Raw genomic sequence first — 21212 nt, 5'->3', positions numbered from 1 at the left:
GAAAATAAGTGAAAGACCTGCTACCTCCCTTTGCTACGCACGGTTGCTGGCATATCCAAAAAACAAACGGACAAACAACCATTTGCTTTTTGGATATGTTGATTATTATTTATAAAGCCAAATAAATAGGGATATCATAATACTCCAAAAAGGCACTACAAAAACTAATCCCCAAAGAATTCCTTTAAAAAATCCAATCTCGTTATAGGTATTCATTTCTATATAAGTCGTATCTTTTAGTACAGCCATGTTTAATCCTCCAATATAAATTGTTTTTTTTAATGAAAAAAGGACAAACCTCGTCCTGGTAGGGGTACGTAGGTTTGTCCTTTTTTATGAGGGTAATGATCTGTTTAATTACCATTATTGTAACGCGATTTACAAATATTTTCAATTAGGTCGGACATCTTATTAACAAGCATACTAGCTGTATTAAAAATCTATTATAAATATATATCTTATATATATAAAGGAATAAAGATAAAACTTTTATAGGTTATTCAAAATAGGGGTTAGACTTACTCCTACAAGAAAGAAGTTGATATAAGAACATAAAAAATCATAAATTACAGAAAAATTATTCGTAGATTCAAAGAACAATTAAATGAAAAATTAAAAGAAAAAATGAGTAATACCTTTATTTTTTGTTTTGTCGCAATAGGTGCTACTACATACAAATATTACTTCCCTGAAGATTTCGGTGGATGGTTAGCAGCAATAGCAAAATTCATTATACTTTTCGTTTTCCTATTTGGTATTCAATATCTTATTACAGTAATAGCGTGGAAGAGATCCAATAAAATTTAATAAATATAGACAAAAAAGCTTATCCTTTAGCACTTAATGATAAGCTTTTTTATTATTTTTTTTATCGTTTTTTTGTTTTTGTGGTATTTGCTTCTCTTAGGTTGATAGCGATGTGGTGGTACTCCATCACTATCAATTTAAAAGAATGATTCCACTTTTTAAGAAAAAATTAATTTGTTTTGATTGAAAGTAGATTATAAAGTTAATATTTAAATATAAAGAATTTGAATATTAATATGTTATCATTTGAATGATTCAGATATGGGCTACAAAGTTAATATTTGTAGCTGAGGTCGTTTATACATATGAAAGAATTAAAAAGGGAAAACGTTGGTGAGATAAAGGGCATCATTCTAATAAGAATGATGCCCTGATCATGTTACACATTACCTACTGACCTATTTTTTCAATTGTAGGCATAACAGCAATTGGTGGTAGAGATTTAGTCCATGCAGCAGCATAAACATTTAACTGTTCACCTATGGTGTAATTTTGACTATCTGAAATAGGAACTCTCAAAATTTTATTTTGATTTACTAACTCCCACCAATCATTTTGATAAGCAAGTGCTTCATCCTTTGTAGAAGTAGCAGCAACTACTAAATAATTGTTATCTAATGAAATGACATATCCAGTAAAAGGCTCTTGTTCTTGTTTTTGAATAGAATGAATAGGTGTTGCGCTTATAGGCGACTTATTAGAATCTGCAAAGGCTGGTGTTAATCCGAAAGTAAATCCACATCCTAATGTTAAAGCTGTTACGGTTGTTATGAATGTTTGTTTTTTGTTAAACATGATATATATCCCCCTTATATTTTATCCCTACACTATCCATTTTCAATTTACATACATATAAAGCCTTTTAATATTAAGATGTTTAACAATTCTGTCACAACAATTCCATAAATGTTAATATTATCTATTTTCGAAAGTGAATTTGTGTTATAATTCACTAGGTAAACTATTATTGTTCCTTTCATCTTTTGATGATTGTATGACCCCTCTAACATTTAAATATGTTCTATTTATTGGTGAAGAGGGAAGAGATCCCTCTTCTTTTTTTTTTCCTTGTAAAATTCGAAGGTGCCTTAAAGGATTGAAAAGATGGTTTGTGTTGATGTATTAACAAAAACATTTGTGGCCGCTTTCAATGGTTTCTTGAGATGTTTTTTTGGGGGATACAATATTATAAGTTCTAGTAATCATGGCAGCAACTGACTATATTACAGGAGCATTCACAGTGGGATATAATGGAGAATTGAAGAGTAAAGTAGGATTCAAAAGCATCGCCAAAAAGGTGGTTGTTATAAGTTATTTGCCTACTAAAATAATCAATCTTTGTTTAAAATATAAGATTACTATTTTAGGTTCTGGTGCAAAAACACTTCACTACAACCATAGAACGGCAATTATAGAAATTAAAGAAATTGTGTAAATTTCATATCCCTTATTCAGATTCACTATATTTGATAGATTATCTGTATTCGTAAAAGAAATATTAAATACAAAAAGGTATTAAAACTATAAAAATCGAATATATAAATTTAAGGATAAAAAATCCATTAAAAAGGTGATAATTTAGTATGTTTACAAAAAACTAGTAGAAATTAATATTAATGTTTTGTTTGTTGATGTGTATAAATGGAATTAATGTTAAGAATATTCAATATTAATAATATCAATTTACTATTGTTTACAATTATGTAAAACTAAAACCAAGGTGGATTTTTCTTTAAAACTTATCACTAATAAAGATTTAAAGAAATTTTTGTTTCATTTGCCATCAAGAAGGAAGCCAATTTTTATATTCATTGGCTTCTTTTAAATCCATACTCTTTTTCATTTGTAATTTTACCACATCATCAACATTTGTACGAAAAAATAATTTGAAAATTCAGACCGAAACACCCGTTTTTATGAAAGGAATTGTAGGATTGTTTGGAGTTAGGTTCAAAAATAGATGAAATGGGAGGAATCAAATCTATTAGTATTAGAAAGCGTTGTCATTGGCGGTGTAATATAGGCAACTATTATACCGAAGAGATTGGAATTATGAATAATAGAGAAACGAGAATTTGTATTTTAGATTTGCAAGATCATCATACTAGTAGTGTACATATATATTGTATTGGTGATTGTAAAATTGGAAAAGAAGTATATTAATTAGGAACGTAATTGATTTTTGATGAAAAGGCCGCTAAAAGAAAAATAAAATTGAAGTGGGATTACATTTGCTAGCAAGCGCTTGTGTTAAGAAGAAATGGATATTTACATATAAAAAATGTATACCAATTTGGATGTCACGTAAGTAGTTTGCTTAAACAGCTAAATCAATGTGGCTTGTAAATAATAAATTAAAAGTTGTGATAGAAGGGATAAGGAATAGCAGCATTAATGGTCTTCTTATAAGAATTATCTGAGAAACTAGTAAGAATTGCGGATAACGCAGTAGGATGCGAGAATTTATCAAACAAAATGAGGTGAATGAAACATGAAAGCAGTTGCGAAAAAAGCACAAATGATACGCTTAGAGGGGGAGGAGTATTGTAATCGTCAAGTGGACGCAGAACAGTATAATGTCGAGAAGTGTAATATAGAAAGAGAGTGTATCAAGCTAGACAAAAAATCCGTTAAAAATCGAACGACAGAAGAAAAATGGGATGAAAGATGTAAACAAGCAGTTCACTTATTTAATCAAGGGACTGAATATCCAGATATTGCGAAAATAGTAGGGTGCAAAGTGAGTAGTTTGTATAGAGAGCTCAAGAAACGTGGAGTATTAGAAATGCCAAAGCAAGCAGCACCCTCTAAAACATTAAGGTCACCCATAATACCAGCAAAAACAAAAAAATCAAAGTTTGAACGATATAAAGAGTATTATATGTATAAATAGAAGGATTAAAGGCTATATAGTTATTTATCTGAATAATAACTGCATCTAAGATTCTCTATGTTTCGATTTATCACAATGTACATTTTTAGACATTACATTTAAAATTCTTATCAACTCAGCTTTGGGGGATTAGTAAAGATACCAAAATATCAAAAATATACATTTGAAAAAATATTAAGGGATTTTTGAGCACTTTCACCTTAATGGTCGCTAATGTTTAGTGCTACACACTCTTATGAAATGTATTAATCAAGCTGTACGCCATATATAATTAATAGTCTTAATATATAGGTAAATATATATGATTTCTGTAAATGGAGGAGATATATAATGTTAACTGAATTACAAAAAAAGTTTTTCTCAAAATTAAAAATTCCACTAAGAGAAAATGTGAAATTTGAAGATTTACATACAATTCTTTTACAGATGGGGCACTTATTACCTTATGAAAACATAGACATTATGGAAGGAAATATGAAAGAATTTTCTAGAGAAAATATTGAAGAAAAGCTGCTTTTAAAGAATCGTGGCGGATTATGCTATGAAATTAATTCTTTATTATATTATTTTTTGTGTGATTGTGGATTTAATGTGTATCGAATAGCTGGAACTCTTTATGATCCAAAAACAAGAAAGTGGAACCCTGATGATGGCCACGCACTTATCGTTTTACAACACAAATATGAAAACTATATAATAGACGCCGGTTTCGCATCCTATCTCCCTTTACATCCTGTTCCTTTTCATGGTGACAGCGTGACTTCTGTAACGGGCGAATATCGTGTTCGTAAACAAAATACGGAGAAAGGAACGCATGTATTAGAAATGAAAAAAGGAAAAAATGGAGAAACTTCACATTTTTTTGATTCTGATCTTAGTGATACCTGGTCTATCGGTTATGCTTTTTATTTAAATGCAATTAATGAAAAAAAAGTGAATGCTATACAAAACATGGTTATAGAGCATCCAGAATCGCCAGTAAATAAGGGGAATATTATTTGCAAATTAATTGAACACGGGCATATTGCACTTACTAAGCAAAGTTTTACAGAAACCCGGCATGGAAAGAAAACTAAAAAAGAAATAACAGAGAAACAATATCATCAAATACTTAAAAATGAATTCAATATTTTTTAGACAAGTAAGATGTAGAAGGTAAACTATAAGATTTTTAACTCATTACGCCCTCATTTGTAGAAAAATGGTTTTTTTTTATTAATAAGTGCTTAAAAAGTTCTGAAATATTTTTATTTTTATGAATCTTTCTATTGTTAATAGGATAAATTCAGCGATATATAACTTAAATTTATAACAAAATACTACAATTGCTTATTGAATAACAGTGAAAATAACATCAAATATATCCATTTTATTTATAGAATGTTATATTCTTATGAAATTTGTTTAATTGTATATGCAGAGTTATTATTTTAAATGGTTATTAATAATGAAGGAGGAGAGGGAAAAGTATGTTCAATCAAAGAACAAGAAGGGGCTTCAAAAAAATTCTAGCAATTACAGCTGCTAGCACGTTTTTTTTTTCGATGTTTGGATCATCAATTTCTAACATAGAGGCGGCTGGAAATATCTCGGTTCAAAGCAACATCCTTACAGTAACAACAAAGAGTCAAAATGTAACTTATGAAAAATGGGATTCGAAGAAGGCATATACCAAGGGCGATAAAGTAGAACATCAAGGGAAAGTGTATGAGGCGGTTCAAAATTATCAAGGAAATGGTGAACCGAATTAAATATTTGCTTTATCGTTATGGAAACCACTTATTTTGAATTTTTAAGTTGATGAGCATGGGAATTATTTTATATAAAGGAGAATCATGCAGCAATCAAAGGTCAAAAACAAAAAAGGGAGGGAATTATTTTGAAAAGGATTTCATCTTTATTATTAACTATGCCGATTATTTTAGGAAGTATTGCTCCGATTCCGCATACAAAGGTTTCAGCTGAAACAATGTCATTCAATCAAGCAACATTCACTTTAGAAACATTGAATCAACAGACAGATCAAGCCATTGCAAATGGTAATTTTGAAGCTCATTTGAATAATCTCACAGCATATTTGAATGGAAATGTTGGGGATATGACTGAAGAGAACTTGAAAAAGAAGCTTGCAGACCCAGTATTTGCAGCAGCTTTGGCTCAGTGGCAATTTATATCACAACCAGGTGCCGCAACAATGGATGCATTTGCAAAAAAAGATTCTGACCATCAAAAATTTCTTAGCTGGGCTATGAAAAATACAAGTGTAATGAATACCTATCTTGAAGGTGGTAGTCCAACTGGAAAAAATCCTGTAAATGCACTTGAGATATGGAATACAATCTGGAATGTAGATGCAGATTCTCACGAAGGATTGTATTTGAAATTAGCGATAGCTACATCGTTAGCTCATGCTGAACCTATAAAATATTGGACAAACAATAAACCTATTAATCCATTAACAAGGTACCAACATTATAAATTAGCAGATCAAAATAATGAGTTACTTCCTTGCTTTAGAACATATGATGTTTGGCATTTAAGATTAGTAGTGAATACTTGGTCACCAGAAGAAGATTTAACTTGGGCAAGAAATATGATTAATACGGAACATCCAGAACTTAAAAATCAAGACAAGGTAGGGGAAAGTGCATATTTGATAAATTATGTAACCCATAACAAAGATGGAGTTAGCATTCACGCTGGAAATGATGCATTCTACGGTTTAGGCTGGAATCTTTCTTCCATTTACAGATTTGGCGGGGTATGCGGTAATATTTCGAAGTTTGGTACGCAAGTAAGCCAAGCATTTGGAGTGGCAGCTATGCCTGTTGGGCAACCTGGACATTGTGCACTTATATGGAATAACAAGCCATCTTCTTGGAATTTAGGAAATGATATATCTGGATGGAGTGAATCGAGCCGTCATGATGCAACTGTTATTCCTTGGTCAGATAATAGCCCGACAAATCAAGTGCCGTATATGCTACTATTTGAAAATGCTGAACGTGACCCTGTAAAACTAGATCAATCAGAGCGATTACGCTGGTTAGCGAAAGCGATAACTTCAGCAGATAATAAAATTGAAATTTATAAAATATCCACCAATATTTTACCAATCAATTTTTTAGTATGGAAAGATTACGTTTCTCTTATGTTACAAAATCCAAATGTAACAGATGCTGATTGGAAAGAATTAAATAACAGTATTATTTCTGTTTTTGCGAATGAACCGCGACCGATGATGGATCTTCTTACTCAAATAAAAAGCCATGTACCAAATTCAGATGATATCTTGGAAGGAAAACAGTTTTCTTGGTCAATGAAAGGGATTGGAGATTTTGAATTCGCAAAAGTAAATTTAAATAAATCAACAGAAGAAATGCAAATTGATCTAAAAGCAGGCGTACCACATAACTACTTTGATAATACATATGCAAGTATTAAAGTGCAAAACACATCAGGTAAAGTGGTATATAACAAAGAGATTCATGGAAATAAACAACAAAATGCCGAAACACAAAAAGTTCCAGTAAAGATAGGCGATTTTATTGAGCTTACACATCTAGAAGGCGAAGAGAGGGCAACATTAATAAATTTAGATAATAATAAACGTGAAAGCTTTGATAAAAAAGCAATGTATGAAGTTACAAAGGATGGCCTGAAGAAAGTAAATCAAATTGTTAATCCGAAACCAGATACAGAGGCTCCCACACAGCCACAAGGATTATATGCAAACAACCTTACATCTAACAGTATCGAGCTAAAATGGAATCCTTCTACAGATAATGTAGGTGTAAAAGAATATCAGATATTACGCGATGGACAATTGATTCAAACTGTACAAGGGACAATGTTTACTGATCAAAACCTTACAGCTAATAAAGAATACAAATATGCAGTGAAGGCTGTAGATGCAGCTGGAAATACATCAATACAAAGTAACATTCTTCCGGTAAAAACAAAAGATCAAAATGTATCTTATGAGAAATGGGATCCGAAGAAGGCGTATACAAAGGGAGACAAAGTAGAACATCAAGGGAAAGTGTATGAAGCTGTCCAAAATCATCAAGGAAATGGCGATTCTACTTGGATATTTGCCTTATCGTTATGGAAATCACTGACAATCAATTAATATGTAAGAATCAGATGTGAATATAGGACAACATAGATGGGGGCAGTATTTTAAAGGATTGCTGGATGTTGCTTGAATTTTGATAGATTTCTCTACTAAGTTATTATTCAATCATAAAAATTAGAAAAGGAAGTAGATTAGTGATGAGTCAGAAAACGAAGAAAAGATTTAATAAAATTATTATAATTACCGCAGCATGTAGCATGTTTTCTATGTTTGGAACGTCTATTTCGCACACTAAAGCCGAAACACATTCAGCTGCTCCAGCAGTTTATGTGAGTCCCCAAAATATACCTGCCTCAGATATTATTAGTATAGACTGGTCACCAGTTCAGACTGCACCTTATACGTATTGGGCTGTACACAACTGGAATGCAGGTGGTGAAGCTGGAGGATATGCTGGTTTTCAACAACAAAGTGGGTTTGATGAAAATGGAAAACGTACTTTACATTTTGCCTTATGGGATCCAATTTCCTCTAAAGAAGCAATAAAGGCCGAATACTTATCTCCGAATTCACAAGCTGGACTCTTTGGAGGAGAAGGAACAGGACTGAAGGTTCAAACAACTTATGGTTGGAAAGACTACAATTGGTACAGAATGACAATGCGTTCATGGCAAGAAGATGGTCATACTAAATTTGGACAATGGATGAAAGATGTAACAAAGAATAAATGGCATCTAATTGCAATTATGGACTTTCCGGTTGCTAATGTTGCATTTAATCATGGATTAGGAATGTTTCAAGAAGACTGGGCTGATAGTGGACAGAATGTTCGAGAAGCGCGCCTAAAAAATGGTTATAGCCGAAAGTTAGTAGATAAACAATGGAGTTCTTGGAATAATCAAAGTATTTCTGGACAGCATGATGCTTCTTATCAATATGATGGAGGAGCTACTTCAGAATATGTATGGGTCAAAGCAGGAGGTAATACGCAGTCTACCATTGGAACAGGAAAAATATTCACGCTAAATCAACCTACTCAACCTGAAATAGGAAAACTAGATTTTGATATACAATCTATATATTATGAAAATGAAAAATTAAATGTATCTTGGAAACTAAAAGAAAATAGCACACCACAATTTAAAGGTAAAATTGAAATTTATAATGATGAAAATATGACAGGACAACCAATCGAGATAATTGATAATATTAAATCTTATCAAAGTGAAATTAGTCAATCTATACTATTATCTACAAATGCTTATGCAAAAATTATATTAACTGATTTATTTGATCAAACTGTGGAAAAAAAGGTACAAATCAAAAATGAATCTCCAAACATTTTAGAAGGTAACGAATTTGCATGGTCGCTGAAAGGGATTGGTGATTTTGAATTTGCGAAAGTAAATTTAAATAAATCAACTGAAGAAATGCAAATTGATCTAAGAGCAGGTGTACCACATAACTACTTTGATAGTACATATGCAAGTATTAAAGTGCAAAACACATCAGGGAAAGTAGTATACAATAAAGAAATTTATGGGAATAAACAGCAAAATGTTGAGCAGGCTAAAGTTCCAGTAAAGGTAGGCGATTTTATCGAATTCACACATTTAGAAGGTGCGAACCGAGCTACTATTACAAATATGGAAAAGAACATTCAGGAAAGTTTTGGGAATAAGGCGGTCTTTGAGATTACAAAAGAGGGATTAAAGAAAGTAGATAACATTGTTAATCCGAAACCAGATACAGAAGCTCCCACACAGCCACAAGGATTATATGCAAGCAATGTTACTTCTAACAGTGTAGAACTAAAATGGAATCCTTCTACAGATAATGTAGGTGTAAAAGAATATCAGGTATTACGTGATGGACACTTGATTCAGACAGTACAAGGAACGACGTTTACTGATCAAAATCTAACAGCTAATAAGGAATATAAATATGCAGTGAAGGCTGTAGATGCAGTTGGGAATACATCGATTCAAAGTAACATTCTCCCAATAAAAACAAAAAATCAAAATGAATCTTATGAAAAATGGGATTCGAAGAAGGCATATACAAAGGGAGATAAAGTAGAACATCAAGGGAAAGTGTATGAAGCTGTTCAAAATCATCAAGGAAATGGTGACTCGAATTGGATATTCGCTTTAGCATTATGGAAGCCACTTACATAGGAGACTGATATATATTGAAACTACGCCCAAATGTTTATGGTAATTATGGGGGGGCCTCGTTTCGAGTAATGAGATAGTTTGATTCACCTTTTATACATTATTTGAAAAAGAACTTGTAGTGATTTCTACAAGTTCTTTTTGTTTTTCTTATTGTATTTAGAGTGGAAATTTTTAAATATAGAAGCAATGAAAAAATATGATATTAAGTGTTCTTCATTTTATAGACTTGCTAAACAGTATGAAGAAGTAAAAAAAGGGAAACCTAACGAATAATTAATGATGATTTAGGGGGTACCAAATGGAGCATAAAACAAAGGTAACAATTGGGGATTACGTTCTATTTTTATATCGTAAAAATCCTAATTTACAATTAACCGGATATGTAGTGAGTGTTCTACAGAATACAATTGTTGTAGATATTACAGAGATAATGGGAATTGAAGTAGATGATGTTAGGCAAGTAGTAAAACACGGTTACTATCATAAAGTGGATCAAAGGCAAATAAAAAATAATGTTTCATAAAAAGTGCTCCTAGATAAATCTAGGAGCACTTTTTATGATGAAGTTACTGAATTTTTTGAGATGATGAATACCAGCTGTTAGATAGTAACATATTCATTTAGCAAAAGCATCTAAATAGAGCCCTTTTTTCGAGCATATTTAATATTTACAAATTGAGAACAAGTTTTACAAAGGATACAAAATGTTAAAATCATAAAAACCCATTGATGGGGTGCAGCCGAGATACATGTAATTTCGAGTCATAGCCTTACTTTTATTTCCAGACGCAATTTATTGAACTTATAAATATCGTTCATCTATTTGGAGTTTGTGTAGTAACGGAACAAATCTCTATTTTTATTCTTATTTATTTTATGGGAATTATAAGGTATACTAAAAGTAGGTGCAAAAATGCACTATTTGAAAAAGAGTGCAAGGCAAAAAGGAATCCGTAAAGGGTTCCTTTTTTATTTTTTAGAAAATGAAGCAACATTCTAATTATCTCTGTCTTTTTTATATGTTAATGAACTTCCACTTTATAAACTTAAAAGGTATCTTTGGGAAATTGCCATATTCCTGTAACAAAATAAAGGTATGTTATGTGTGTAAAATATATATAGAAAGAAGGAAAAACTGTGAAAAAAGTTTTGCCAATCGTTGCACTATTAGGCATGATGAGTTTTGGAGTACAGGAAATGAATGTAAGAGCTGATACTTATCACAAGATCGATTCGAAAATTAGTTTTTGGGATTCAAAAAGAAAAGGTACTAATTTTATGAATAGCACTTCATTACCTGAAAACTATAAAAGTGCAAAGGAAGCTAATATTGAATATGTTCGTTTAGCACCTGATAAATGGGCAAAAGATAAAGATTTTTTATTTGAGGATAAACCAGATACTTCTGGAAAGGATTTTCTGATAGGTAATGCAGATAACTATCAGGGATTAGTAAAGGAGGATCTAGAAAAATTAAAAGCGGATTTAGATGCCGCACAATCGCAAGGAATGAAAGTTGTTCTTACAATGTTATCTTTACCTGGTGATCGATGGCGTCAATTTAATAATAACAAGAATGACAACAGAATATGGGAAGAAGAGAAGTATCAAGAACAAGCAAGTGAGTTTTGGAAGGACCTTGCTCTAGAACTAAAAGATCACCCTGCAGTGGTTGGTTACAATATTATAAATGAACCGCATCCAGAAACAGCTAAAAATAATAGATATAATGATTTCTGGACGGAAGATTACGAGAAATGGTATGAAAAAGTGAAAGGAACGACAGCTGATTTAAATAGATTATATCAAAAGGTCATTAATTCCATTCGTGAAGTGGACCAAGAAACACCGATTATTCTAGATTCAGGTTTATATGCTACTCCCTGGGCCTTTAAATATTTGAAACCAGTAAAGGATAAAAAAACACTCTATGCATTTCATATGTATGAGCCATATGAATTAACGAGCCAAGGTGAAAAACAAAACAAGGAATATCAATATCCGGGATTTGTAAAAGTAGGGGATTTAGAGAAACCTGTAATGTGGAATAAACAGGGATTAGAGAAGTTTTTAAAGCCAATCCAACAATGGTCTAAGAAAAATCATGTACCATCTAATCGAATTATTGCAGAGGAATTTGGAATTAACCGTACTGTTCCAGGTGCAACCCAATACATGCAAGATCTTATTTCTATCTTCAACCAACAAGGTTGGCATAAATCATTCTATGCGTTCCGTGAAGACACTTGGACAGGAATGAATTATGAATTGGGAACAGGAAAAATAAAATGGGACGAAGAGGGTAAACCGATACGTCAAGATAATTCACTCTGGGATGTAATCAAAAAAGATTTAAAGGCGCATAAATAATTTAGAGTGTTAGGCTCAAGGACTATATGTAAGCATCTAATTCAAATAGAATTAGATGCTTTTTATATTAGATTATTTTAGTGGTATGGATAGGAGTCAATCCAGTTTTAAACTTATTAACTAAAAATGTATTTTAGATTAAACTTTTAAAGGCTCGTACTTCAATTGAAAGTGGGTAAGACCCTAATCCGTCATAGCTACATGATTAATCCATTCTAGCCTCCAGTTACTGTATTGGAAAGAGAGTTAATTAATTTGAAAATGATTTGAGTAGGTAAATTCTCCGCTATACTTAATTACTGCTATATATGTCCCTTTAGAATAAACGTGTGTAATTGGAGTTCTCCAAATTTCTAATCCTTTGGGAGTGGTAATAAATTCTGGTTCAATTGTTATAAATCGTTGTAATGAGCCGTCAGGGTGAATCTTGAAAATCTTCATTTTGGCACCAATATGCTCTCTACCAAAACGTTGTGTTAAGTAAAAAGTATCTCCTGTTATTAGCTGTTCAATATTCCAATCGGGTTGGTATGTACTATTTCCAGCTCCCTCTAATTCATTAACGGTTTTATATCCCCAATCATCATTAAAAGGATCAGAATATGCAGCTTCAACTTGTTTTGTTGGTGTAATCATCTCAATGCTAGTAAAACCGCCTAATAATAGGCTTCCAATTAATACGACTTTACCTAGTTTCATTATAATTCCTCCTATCAATTCTCGTGAAACAATTCAATATAAAAAATGTGTCACATTGTTTCATTCTCCAAAATACATATTGGTTCCTTCGGTTATATATTCTAATGCTAGTATTTTTCTATATAGATGGTAGCAAATTAAAATTCATACTAAATTATTAGTAATATATGTAGGTACGTATAATGAAAAATTCATATATTTTTTAATTTTAATATTTAAAACTTATGCGTACGTGTTACAATATAGTCCTCCAATTTATTTTATTCTTCTATTTAGAATTTATGGTTCAGTAATCCAACAAAACAAAAAGCGGCTGTAGTAAATAGATGTATGAATGAGGTGAAGCAGTTAGAGTGGTTTAAAAAGCCATTAAGTAGAATTATCCAGGGGATATATTCACTTAGTTAAGTTTTAGAGAATTTCTTATGGTAAGGATTTCATAAAAGGTTTAATTAGGCCTAAATTAAACCTTTTATCCAATCAAAACTAAAAACCATTTTAATAGAGTGAAGTATATATTTAATACGGTTTATCTGGAATAATACTTAGTTTTATATTTGCTTAAAATAGAAAAATAACATATTTGAAGGGGGGATAAATAAAGCTCCGCTTGTGAAAGCTAAATTGCTATCTATGAAGATGTATGTAAAAGGATATAGTAGTAATTTCATTTCAAACGATACCATAAATAATTGTAGAAAAAGATAAAGGAGCAAACATTTAAATAAATTATATAAGTTGTAAGAATGAAAAGGAGAAGTAGATAGTGTTTAATATAAAAAAAAGATTGGGACAAATAAAGCTCAAAACGAAGTTGTCTATGGCATTTATTGCAATATTAATTATACCTAGTCTTATCGTAGGAATAACATCTTATGATGAGGCGAAAACAGATCTTAATGAAACCATTTTACAAACTGCAAAAGATAATGTAAGTATTTTAAATAAGATTGTTGATGATGAATTAGAAAATAAATATACAGATGTAACTTATTTTGCAAAATTACTCACACAAGGCAATTATAATCCTGATCAATTACAAAATGTACAGAGTAAATTTGAACAATATATACAGTTACATCCAGAGATAGAAACAATTTATACCGCATCCAGTAACAATCAATTTATTCATGCCCCAGTTGGAAAAGTGCCAGAAGGGTTTAATCCGTTAGAAAGTAGTTGGTATAAGGATGCTGTAAAAGCAAATGGTGAAATTATTGTTTCATCTCCGTATAAATCAAAGGCTACTGGAAATATGGTAATAGCAGTTGCCAAACAAAATGAAGATAAAAGTGGTGTCATTGGTATGGACTTGAATATTGATGATATCGTAAAAACATCTAAAATGATAAAAATAGGAAAGCAAGGTTTTGTATCTATAGTGGGGCAAGATAAAACTATAGTTGTTCATCCAACATTAAAACCTGGTGAAAAATTAGAGAAATCTTTAGCAGATGAACTGTATAAGAAAGAAGATGGAGAGATTACGTATAGCCTCAATGGTGAGGATCGAAACATAAGCTTTAAGACAAATAAAAAAACAGGTTGGAAAATAGCTGGTGTAATGCCCACGAAAGAAATTGAAGAAGCTACCAATCCTATTTTTTATAAAACATTTGCTATAATAGGAGCTTCATTATTATTAGGTGGAATTATAATTTTCTTCGTTCTTAGATCTATTATTAATCCACTAAGACAATTAGTTATTTCAGCTCAAAGAATTAGTCGAGGAGATTTAACGGAGAAAATTGATATTCGTTCAAAGGATGAACTTGGTCAATTGGGTGATAGTTTTAATGCAATGGCAGAGTCTTTACGCAATATTATTTCACAAATTAACACATCTGCAGGACATGTAGCAGCTTCTTCTGAGGAACTGACTGCTAGCGTAGAACAAGCAAGTGTTGCGACAGAACAAATTACGAAAGAAATGGAAGAAATCTCAAATAGTGCAGAGGTTCAAAATAATGAGGTTGAATCTGGAGCTAAATTATTAGGCGAAGTAACGCGAAATATACAGTGTGTAGCTGATAATGCTTCTGAAGTATCGACTTCATCTCTATATACAAAACAAAAAGCGAATGAAGGGGAACAATTAGTAGAACAAACTGTAACACAAATGCAGTCTATACATAATTCTGTTTCCCAGTCAGATAATGTAATAAAATTATTAGATAAAAAATCACAGCAAATCGGCACTATATTAGAAGCGATTCAAAATATTGCTGAACAAACAAATCTATTAGCACTAAATGCGGCGATTGAGGCGGCTAGGGCAGGAGAACAGGGACGTGGATTTGCAATTGTTGCGGATGAAGTTGGGAAATTAGCGGAACAATCAGGACAATCTTCAATGGAAATTGGAAAATTAATTAAAGAAATACAATTAGATGTACATGAGACTGTAAAAGCTATGAATGAAGTAGGAATAGAAGTACAGTCAGGAATTAAGGTCGCGAATGATACAAAACAAAGTTTTTATGAGATTTCAAATTCAGCGAATGATATCGTTTCCAAGGTACATGGTATGGCGGAACTATCAAATAAGATGACATCTGATGCAATGCAAGTCGATACATCTATTAATCAAATAGCAGTAGCTGTAAAAGAGAATACCACAAGTATGCAAACTATAGCGGGTTCATCTGAGGAACAACATGCCTCCATGGAAGAGATAAATTCTTCAGCAATTCAATTAGCACAGATGGCAGAAGAATTACAGGAGTTAATAGGTGGATTTAAAATATAAAATTTAATAAAAATAAATAATTACTAGAATACTAGTGTAAAACAGAAAGCATTCTTATTAGCAAGAATGCTTTCTACTTTTTTATGTTCAATTTTAAAAATCTCCTTAATTTGCATAATAATTGTGAATGAAAGGAGGTGTTAAATTGAGTCTTATTGACGAGGAATTCCTGTATGAAAAAGTTTTAAAACCAAACAACTCAGATTTTAAAGAAAAGCTAGCTATTGGATATTGCACCGATCCAAATATGTATTGTCAAACAGAAAAATGCTTTTTTGTGATTATTGGGGAATTAGTGAAGAGGAATATTTAGAAAAGAAAATTATAATTGAACGTGAACAACAAAATTGTAACGATGAAATTCCAAGATTAATCACAACCATGAATAATCTTTATAAAATCGCCTTAAAAGAGGGGTTAAGTGAAGAGGACGTTTCCGAATTTAGCCTTAGCTTTAACCAGGACCTCCATTATACAAAAAAAGAACTTGATTCGGCATTGCATAAGGCTGTAAATTTTGTTAGCAAACTTAACTTCAAAAAGGGAAGCGATTACGATGACAGGTAGAAGAAGAGGAAGACCCAAAGCCGAATATCCCGTTCATATTATACAAAATATTATTTACCGCTATTCAAAGGAGAAAAAAGTTAAGGGGAAAATTCAATACATGGAAGTATATGGTTTCTCCCAAAAACTCTTTCAAAAAGGGGAAATTGAATATAATATGAAAGAATTTTTTTAGCGAAAAGGCACAGGTAGAGAGCATATAGATAAAGCCAATGAAGTATTGACTCACAGCATAGCAGGAAGTACCCAAGAAGACGAAATAATTATTAATACTGAAGATGCCATCAATAAATTCTTTACAGGGAAACAAGCAGATAAAAATCAACTAATTGGTACTCTTAAAATAAATTTGAAAAATATATACAGAAATGCAAAACTCTCGAAAAACAATTATCTGAAGCTAAAGGAGCGATTACTGAGCAGAAAGAAAAAATAAAACATTCACAAAACAAGATTGACACATATGAAGAAACGATATTTCAATGGTTAGAACTAAGTAATAACAAAAATATACCATTATATAACCTAATGACAACCGGGAAAACAAGAACTCCCTTTGCTCATGAATTGCTAAGATTTATTTTTTCAGAGACCCCGTTGAAATTTTCAATCAACTGAACACTATAAAAACACAGGTTATAGGAGAAATGACACTTAAACAAAATGATACTGTTTCATTAAATAAACACAGAAAAAAGGAAACGAATGTTCTTGATGATATTAATTTTTAAGTAATAGGTTAGTATGTTAATTATAAAACTCATAGAGCGCACATTATTGATATTATTACACTCTTATTTAACACTTTACTATTAACTTATTTAACTTTTAAACCATAGAACAAAATACGAGGCTATTTATAAATAATCTCGTACCTTAAAAAGGTGTTTCCCCATCTGTAAAACACCTTTTATACAAACGATAATCGAGTACGGTATCCTGATCATTTTTTAATAATTAAAGATTAAAATACTTTAAAACAAACTCATTCGGGATATTTATAACATTTTTGTGTTCATAAAAAATCAATTATAAAAGGATTAAAGAAGTTTTCATAAAATTCTGCGATACGATTATCGTACGATTTAGATTCAATTCATAAAATTTTCTAACGTTAAAACAGTCTAATCTATCTATGGAAATAAAACATGTTATAATAAATGTGAATATATTTCCAAATTATTAATGAATCAAAAAATTAATTTTGAATTGAACCCTTAGGAGAAACTATGAAAAATATACTTATTATTACAAATACTTTAGATCTTACAGTGGACTACATCATAAATAAATATAATCATACAGCCAAATTTTTCAGATTAAATACAGATAGATTTTTTGACTATGATATAAATATTACAAATAGCGGCACCTCAATTAGAAATAGAAAAAGCAACCTAATTATAAATATCAAAGAAATTCATTCATTGTACTACAGAAAAATAACTCTACCTAATTTAGATAGCTACGAAAGCAAGTATTGGACTCTAATGCAGCGTGAAATGATGAGTATTGTAGAAGGAATCGCAGAAACAGCTGGTAATTTCGCTTTGACTAGACCTTCAGTGTTACGTAAAGCAGATAATAAAATAGTTCAAATGAAATTAGCAGAAGAAATTGGATTTACACTACCTCAATCCTTGATTACAAATTCAAACCAAGCAGCAACCTCCTTTTGTAATGAAAATAATACATCTATTGTTAAACCCTTATCTACTGGAAGGATAATTGAAAAAAATAAAATTGGCATCATTCAAACAAACCTAGTAGAAGCAAATGAAAATATTCAAGGTTTAGAATTGTCACCAGCATATTTTCAAGATTATATACCAAAAGATACAGAAATAAGATTAACTATAGTTGGAAATAAATTATTTGGGGCAAATATTAAATCAACTAATCAAGTTGACTGGCGAAAAAATGATGCCTTATTAGAATACAAACCGGTTGATATACCAGATAAAATCGCAAAAATGTGTTTAGAAATGATGGGGAAGTTAGAAATAAACTTTGCAGCTTTCGATTTTATTATACGAAATGGAGATTATATCTTTCTTGAATTAAATGCCAATGGTCAATGGCTTTGGCTAGAGGATATATTGGAATTCGATATATCTAATACAATTATAAATTATTTGTTAGGGGAACCTATCTAATGAATCGCTTAATTTCAAAGCTTAAATATTTTTCAATTAAATTATTATCCTATAGCCCCTTATTGAGATTCACAGATGATAATACATTTGGAGAAATTACTGAAAATATCACAAAGCTAAGGTTTTCTCTTATTAGTTTTAATACCGGTCAATGGATTTTTCACTTTTTTACCACGATAAAAGATAATAATACTCGAACATTCAATTGTTTTAAAATTTTAAAGTTAAAAGAGGTTCAAAATTTACCTAATTTAAATGCCATAGACACAAAATATAATAATTATGAAATTCATATGAACACTCTTTCAGATGAAGAGTGTGTTATTCATAAAGATGCTCTTCAGTATAAACTATCACAAGTAGAGGCTCGCAAAAACAAAGCTTTTAATAAATACCTAGCATATATTGCCATAGTTGCACTTATCTTGCCCTTATATGCATCTTTTTTTAATAAACTATATGATTTAAAAGATTATTACACAGTTATTTTTACAATTATTTTACTCTATACATCTTTTAACCTTTTACTTTTTATAAGTAGTTTTATTAAAATTAAAAATGCTCCAAGAGTAACATTTAGATCTATTCGAAATTCATCGACACCTGCTAAGACACTAACCCTAGCATTGTACTATGATTGGCTAGTTTCAAATGAAGAAAGTACAGTTCAGGTTACTATTATTAAAAACATCGAAAAGTATATGCTTACTATAATTAGTATCAGTATATTATTTTTAGTGACTTTTAATATAGTTGAATACACTAAAAAATCTACAGTAAAAAATAGTGTTGTAGAAAAAAGTAAAGATAATAATTCCGAAATGTTAACTCTTGATACATCTAGTGATCCAAAACAATTTTTATATATTAACAAAGATGTATTTTCAAAAATAGAAAATACATTGTTAAAAAATAATGTTACTAAAGTTATTATTATCTATAATAAATCTACAATGAATGATAATTATCAACGTATCTTAAATCTAATTAATACTTATAGTTCTAAAGATACTGATATTATAAAATTAGAAAGTAACAAAAATAATGAAGTACAAGTTATTCTTTTGAAAGGGGATAATAAATAATGTATAGACCTTATATCGCTAAATATGTTGAAGAACAAACTTTACAAAATAGTACTAACTTAGTTTATGATGACATTACTCAAATTTCGTTTATTAACAAAGAAAAAAACGTGAAAAAAATTAAATTAGGACCTGACACAACTATTCTCACCGAAACCACCGAGAACGGAGATCCAGACGAGATATACATGGTCCCTGATACAACTATGAAAACAGCAACTGTGGAAAACCTAGATGCAGATGAATATCTCTTAGGGCCTGATACAACTATTCGTACATTTACAGTAGAGAATAATGATACTGATGAACACTATTGTGAACCTGAAACTACTAGAATAACTAAAACACTTGAAAACATTGATCCCGATGAATATTATTCCTAATAATAAAACACACACCTTTAAAAGTGTGTGTTTTATTGTTTTACTATTTATTACTTCAACATCCCTTGATGTTAAGTGAAATTTCAGAAATCTATCTTAAACTAACCGCGCAGTTTAGTGGCGAAATAAAATGGTTATTTCACACTTATCAAAAAACAATTGAAATATTCAAAAAAAACAACAACCATTTTTTGAAGTCTTCATTAAATTTCTTGTTTGTCATACGGACGCTTCCTCTTTGAAATCCATTGTAAGGACTTAACTAAGCTGTGTCCATATTGCCATACTAACTCCACTACTTAAAATATAGTATCTTCTTTATGTTTTTGAAAGAAAAATTAAAACAACTATATTTTTTCTACAACGTTAATTCCAACAACACATAGATATAACTTTATATTTAATAAGATTCATTTATAAAGTGTTTAAACCTACAAAGATTTCTATATTCATCGCTTTTTGTGTTTATTCTTTAATTCCTCGAGTCTACTATAAATCCTCGAAAACAACTTTTCTTCTCCATTCTCCTTTGGTATATAATACTGATTATCAACTAGCTCATTAGGAAGATATTATTGATACACCCAGCCATTAGGAAAATCATGAGGATATTGATATCCAATACCATGTCCCAAACTCTCAGCACCTTGAATTACCCCTTCCTCTAATGCTTTTAATAAAGTGTCTTGCTGACTTCGATTAAATTTATGAATTTCATCAATAAAAAGGATTGCATTATCATCAAATCTAGCCTTTTGTATAATCTCATCTATATCTTTTTTTCCAGCATTTGTTGCATTAATTGAATAAAAGCTTCTTTTTACTGTATTTGAAATCGCAAAGGCCATTGATGTCTTTCCAGTCCCTGGATCACCATATAAAAGAATTGAGGGAATATGCCCGTTTTGAATCATCTTATAAAGTTCTGTATTGGGACCAATCACATGATCTTGCCCAACAACGTCACTAATTTTACTTGGTCGCATCCGATACGACAGAGGTTCTTTATTAAACACGCTATTTCACTCATTTCATATATAAAATATACATAATTGTCCAAGAAAATAGAAATATTCTTCATTACCTAATAGCCCATATTTCTATAGACAATAAATTGCTCATCCTATTGAAATAGTATAGAAATTATAAAGATTATTTGCAAATGAAAGAGAGATTCTTTTTGATTTATTGGAGTTTCATAAAAAAAATCCAATAAAGTGCATAATAACCTTTTATAATATTGATCTG

The 21212-nt window shown here is 30.8% G+C and carries 15 protein-coding genes and 5 pseudogenes; 16 read left to right on the top strand and 4 right to left on the bottom strand.

Annotated elements, in window-relative coordinates; translation table 11 throughout:
* Positions 1-105: 105 nt before the first annotated feature.
* Positions 106-249: a hypothetical protein gene (locus tag AC0IXC_RS22255; RefSeq protein WP_471653320.1), complete on the bottom strand. Its 144-nt coding sequence runs from the start codon at positions 247-249 to the stop codon at positions 106-108.
* A gap of 342 nt (positions 250-591) precedes the next feature.
* On the opposite strand from AC0IXC_RS22255, the pseudogene AC0IXC_RS22250 reads away from it, so the two are divergent.
* A pseudogene (locus AC0IXC_RS22250) lies at positions 592-807 on the top strand (DUF6773 family protein); the annotation flags it as partial.
* Between the two features lie 390 nt (positions 808-1197).
* Here the strand turns inward: AC0IXC_RS22250 and AC0IXC_RS22245 are convergent.
* Positions 1198-1602: a DUF3221 domain-containing protein gene (locus AC0IXC_RS22245; RefSeq protein ID WP_471653319.1), complete on the bottom strand. Its 405-nt coding sequence runs from the start codon at positions 1600-1602 to the stop codon at positions 1198-1200.
* A gap of 309 nt (positions 1603-1911) precedes the next feature.
* Between AC0IXC_RS22245 and AC0IXC_RS22240 the strand changes: the two are divergent.
* From AC0IXC_RS22240 to AC0IXC_RS22200, 9 genes and pseudogenes are all read left to right on the top strand, one after another.
* A pseudogene (locus AC0IXC_RS22240) lies at positions 1912-2113 on the top strand (phage holin family protein); the annotation flags it as partial.
* A 1185-nt stretch (positions 2114-3298) separates the two neighbouring features.
* Positions 3299-3700 (top strand): hypothetical protein, encoded by a 402-nt coding sequence (locus AC0IXC_RS22235; RefSeq protein WP_193654235.1) that lies wholly within the window; start codon positions 3299-3301, stop codon positions 3698-3700.
* A 330-nt stretch (positions 3701-4030) separates the two neighbouring features.
* On the top strand, positions 4031-4837 hold the full coding sequence (locus AC0IXC_RS22230) for an arylamine N-acetyltransferase family protein (protein WP_471653318.1): 807 nt from the start codon (positions 4031-4033) through the stop codon (positions 4835-4837).
* Between the two features lie 434 nt (positions 4838-5271).
* Positions 5272-5451 (top strand): annotated as a pseudogene (locus tag AC0IXC_RS22225) (carbohydrate-binding protein); the annotation flags it as partial.
* Positions 5452-5579: 128 nt separating this feature from the next.
* Positions 5580-7832, top strand: a complete 2253-nt coding sequence (locus AC0IXC_RS22220) for a putative mucin/carbohydrate-binding domain-containing protein (protein ID WP_471653317.1) — start codon at positions 5580-5582, stop codon at positions 7830-7832.
* Between the two features lie 140 nt (positions 7833-7972).
* Positions 7973-9955 carry a DUF3472 domain-containing protein gene (locus AC0IXC_RS22215; protein WP_471653316.1) on the top strand — a complete coding sequence of 661 codons (1983 nt, stop codon included), beginning with the start codon at positions 7973-7975 and terminating at the stop codon, positions 9953-9955.
* Between the two features lie 141 nt (positions 9956-10096).
* Positions 10097-10228: pseudogene (locus AC0IXC_RS22210) on the top strand (recombinase family protein); the annotation flags it as partial.
* A 25-nt stretch (positions 10229-10253) separates the two neighbouring features.
* Entirely contained in the window at positions 10254-10478 is a 225-nt protein-coding gene (locus AC0IXC_RS22205; protein WP_193654231.1) for a DUF2187 family protein, read from the top strand.
* 614 nt (positions 10479-11092) lie between these two features.
* Positions 11093-12325, top strand: coding sequence for a glycoside hydrolase family 5 protein (locus tag AC0IXC_RS22200; RefSeq protein ID WP_471653315.1), 1233 nt, complete (start codon positions 11093-11095; stop codon positions 12323-12325).
* 246 nt (positions 12326-12571) lie between these two features.
* On the opposite strand, the gene AC0IXC_RS22195 is transcribed toward AC0IXC_RS22200, so the two are convergent.
* Positions 12572-13024 carry a DUF5065 family protein gene (locus AC0IXC_RS22195; RefSeq protein ID WP_471653314.1) on the bottom strand — a complete coding sequence of 151 codons (453 nt, stop codon included), beginning with the start codon at positions 13022-13024 and terminating at the stop codon, positions 12572-12574.
* 766 nt (positions 13025-13790) lie between these two features.
* Here AC0IXC_RS22195 and AC0IXC_RS22190 point away from each other — a divergent pair.
* From AC0IXC_RS22190 to AC0IXC_RS22165, 6 genes are all read left to right on the top strand, one after another.
* On the top strand, positions 13791-15773 hold the full coding sequence (locus AC0IXC_RS22190; RefSeq protein WP_471653313.1) for a methyl-accepting chemotaxis protein: 1983 nt from the start codon (positions 13791-13793) through the stop codon (positions 15771-15773).
* A 145-nt stretch (positions 15774-15918) separates the two neighbouring features.
* A complete protein-coding gene (locus AC0IXC_RS22185) occupies positions 15919-16086 on the top strand; it encodes a hypothetical protein (RefSeq protein ID WP_471653312.1) in 168 nt (55 codons plus the stop codon).
* A gap of 243 nt (positions 16087-16329) precedes the next feature.
* On the top strand, positions 16330-16515 hold the full coding sequence (locus AC0IXC_RS22180) for a hypothetical protein (RefSeq protein ID WP_471653311.1): 186 nt from the start codon (positions 16330-16332) through the stop codon (positions 16513-16515).
* A gap of 1054 nt (positions 16516-17569) precedes the next feature.
* Positions 17570-18496 carry an MvdC/MvdD family ATP grasp protein gene (locus AC0IXC_RS22175; RefSeq protein WP_471653310.1) on the top strand — a complete coding sequence of 309 codons (927 nt, stop codon included), beginning with the start codon at positions 17570-17572 and terminating at the stop codon, positions 18494-18496.
* Positions 18496-19581: a hypothetical protein gene (locus AC0IXC_RS22170; protein ID WP_471653309.1), complete on the top strand. Its 1086-nt coding sequence runs from the start codon at positions 18496-18498 to the stop codon at positions 19579-19581. The genes AC0IXC_RS22175 and AC0IXC_RS22170 overlap by 1 nt, the downstream gene beginning before the upstream one ends.
* A complete protein-coding gene (locus tag AC0IXC_RS22165) occupies positions 19581-19964 on the top strand; it encodes a hypothetical protein (protein WP_471653308.1) in 384 nt (127 codons plus the stop codon). The genes AC0IXC_RS22170 and AC0IXC_RS22165 overlap by 1 nt, the downstream gene beginning before the upstream one ends.
* A 650-nt stretch (positions 19965-20614) precedes the next feature.
* Here the strand turns inward: AC0IXC_RS22165 and AC0IXC_RS22160 are convergent.
* Positions 20615-20950 (bottom strand): annotated as a pseudogene (locus AC0IXC_RS22160) (AAA family ATPase); the annotation flags it as partial.
* Positions 20951-21212 lie beyond the last annotated feature (262 nt).

This window comes from Bacillus sp. AC266 (genome assembly GCF_979253805.1).
The sequence above is the reverse complement of the archived record's forward strand: the minus strand, read 5'-3'. Positions and strand labels throughout refer to the sequence as shown.

Excerpts from the sequence above, each read along its gene's own strand:
- AC0IXC_RS22255 (WP_471653320.1), bottom strand. The coding sequence starts at position 249 with ATGGCTGTACTAAAAGATACGACTTATATAGAAATGAATACCTATAAC.
- AC0IXC_RS22245 (WP_471653319.1), bottom strand. The coding sequence starts at position 1,602 with ATGTTTAACAAAAAACAAACATTCATAACAACCGTAACAGCTTTAACA.
- AC0IXC_RS22235 (WP_193654235.1), top strand. The coding sequence starts at position 3,299 with ATGAAAGCAGTTGCGAAAAAAGCACAAATGATACGCTTAGAGGGGGAG.
- AC0IXC_RS22230 (WP_471653318.1), top strand. The coding sequence starts at position 4,031 with ATGTTAACTGAATTACAAAAAAAGTTTTTCTCAAAATTAAAAATTCCA.
- AC0IXC_RS22205 (WP_193654231.1), top strand. The coding sequence starts at position 10,254 with ATGGAGCATAAAACAAAGGTAACAATTGGGGATTACGTTCTATTTTTA.
- AC0IXC_RS22195 (WP_471653314.1), bottom strand. The coding sequence starts at position 13,024 with ATGAAACTAGGTAAAGTCGTATTAATTGGAAGCCTATTATTAGGCGGT.
- AC0IXC_RS22180 (WP_471653311.1), top strand. The coding sequence starts at position 16,330 with ATGACAGGTAGAAGAAGAGGAAGACCCAAAGCCGAATATCCCGTTCAT.
- AC0IXC_RS22175 (WP_471653310.1), top strand. The coding sequence starts at position 17,570 with ATGAAAAATATACTTATTATTACAAATACTTTAGATCTTACAGTGGAC.
- AC0IXC_RS22170 (WP_471653309.1), top strand. The coding sequence starts at position 18,496 with ATGAATCGCTTAATTTCAAAGCTTAAATATTTTTCAATTAAATTATTA.
- AC0IXC_RS22165 (WP_471653308.1), top strand. The coding sequence starts at position 19,581 with ATGTATAGACCTTATATCGCTAAATATGTTGAAGAACAAACTTTACAA.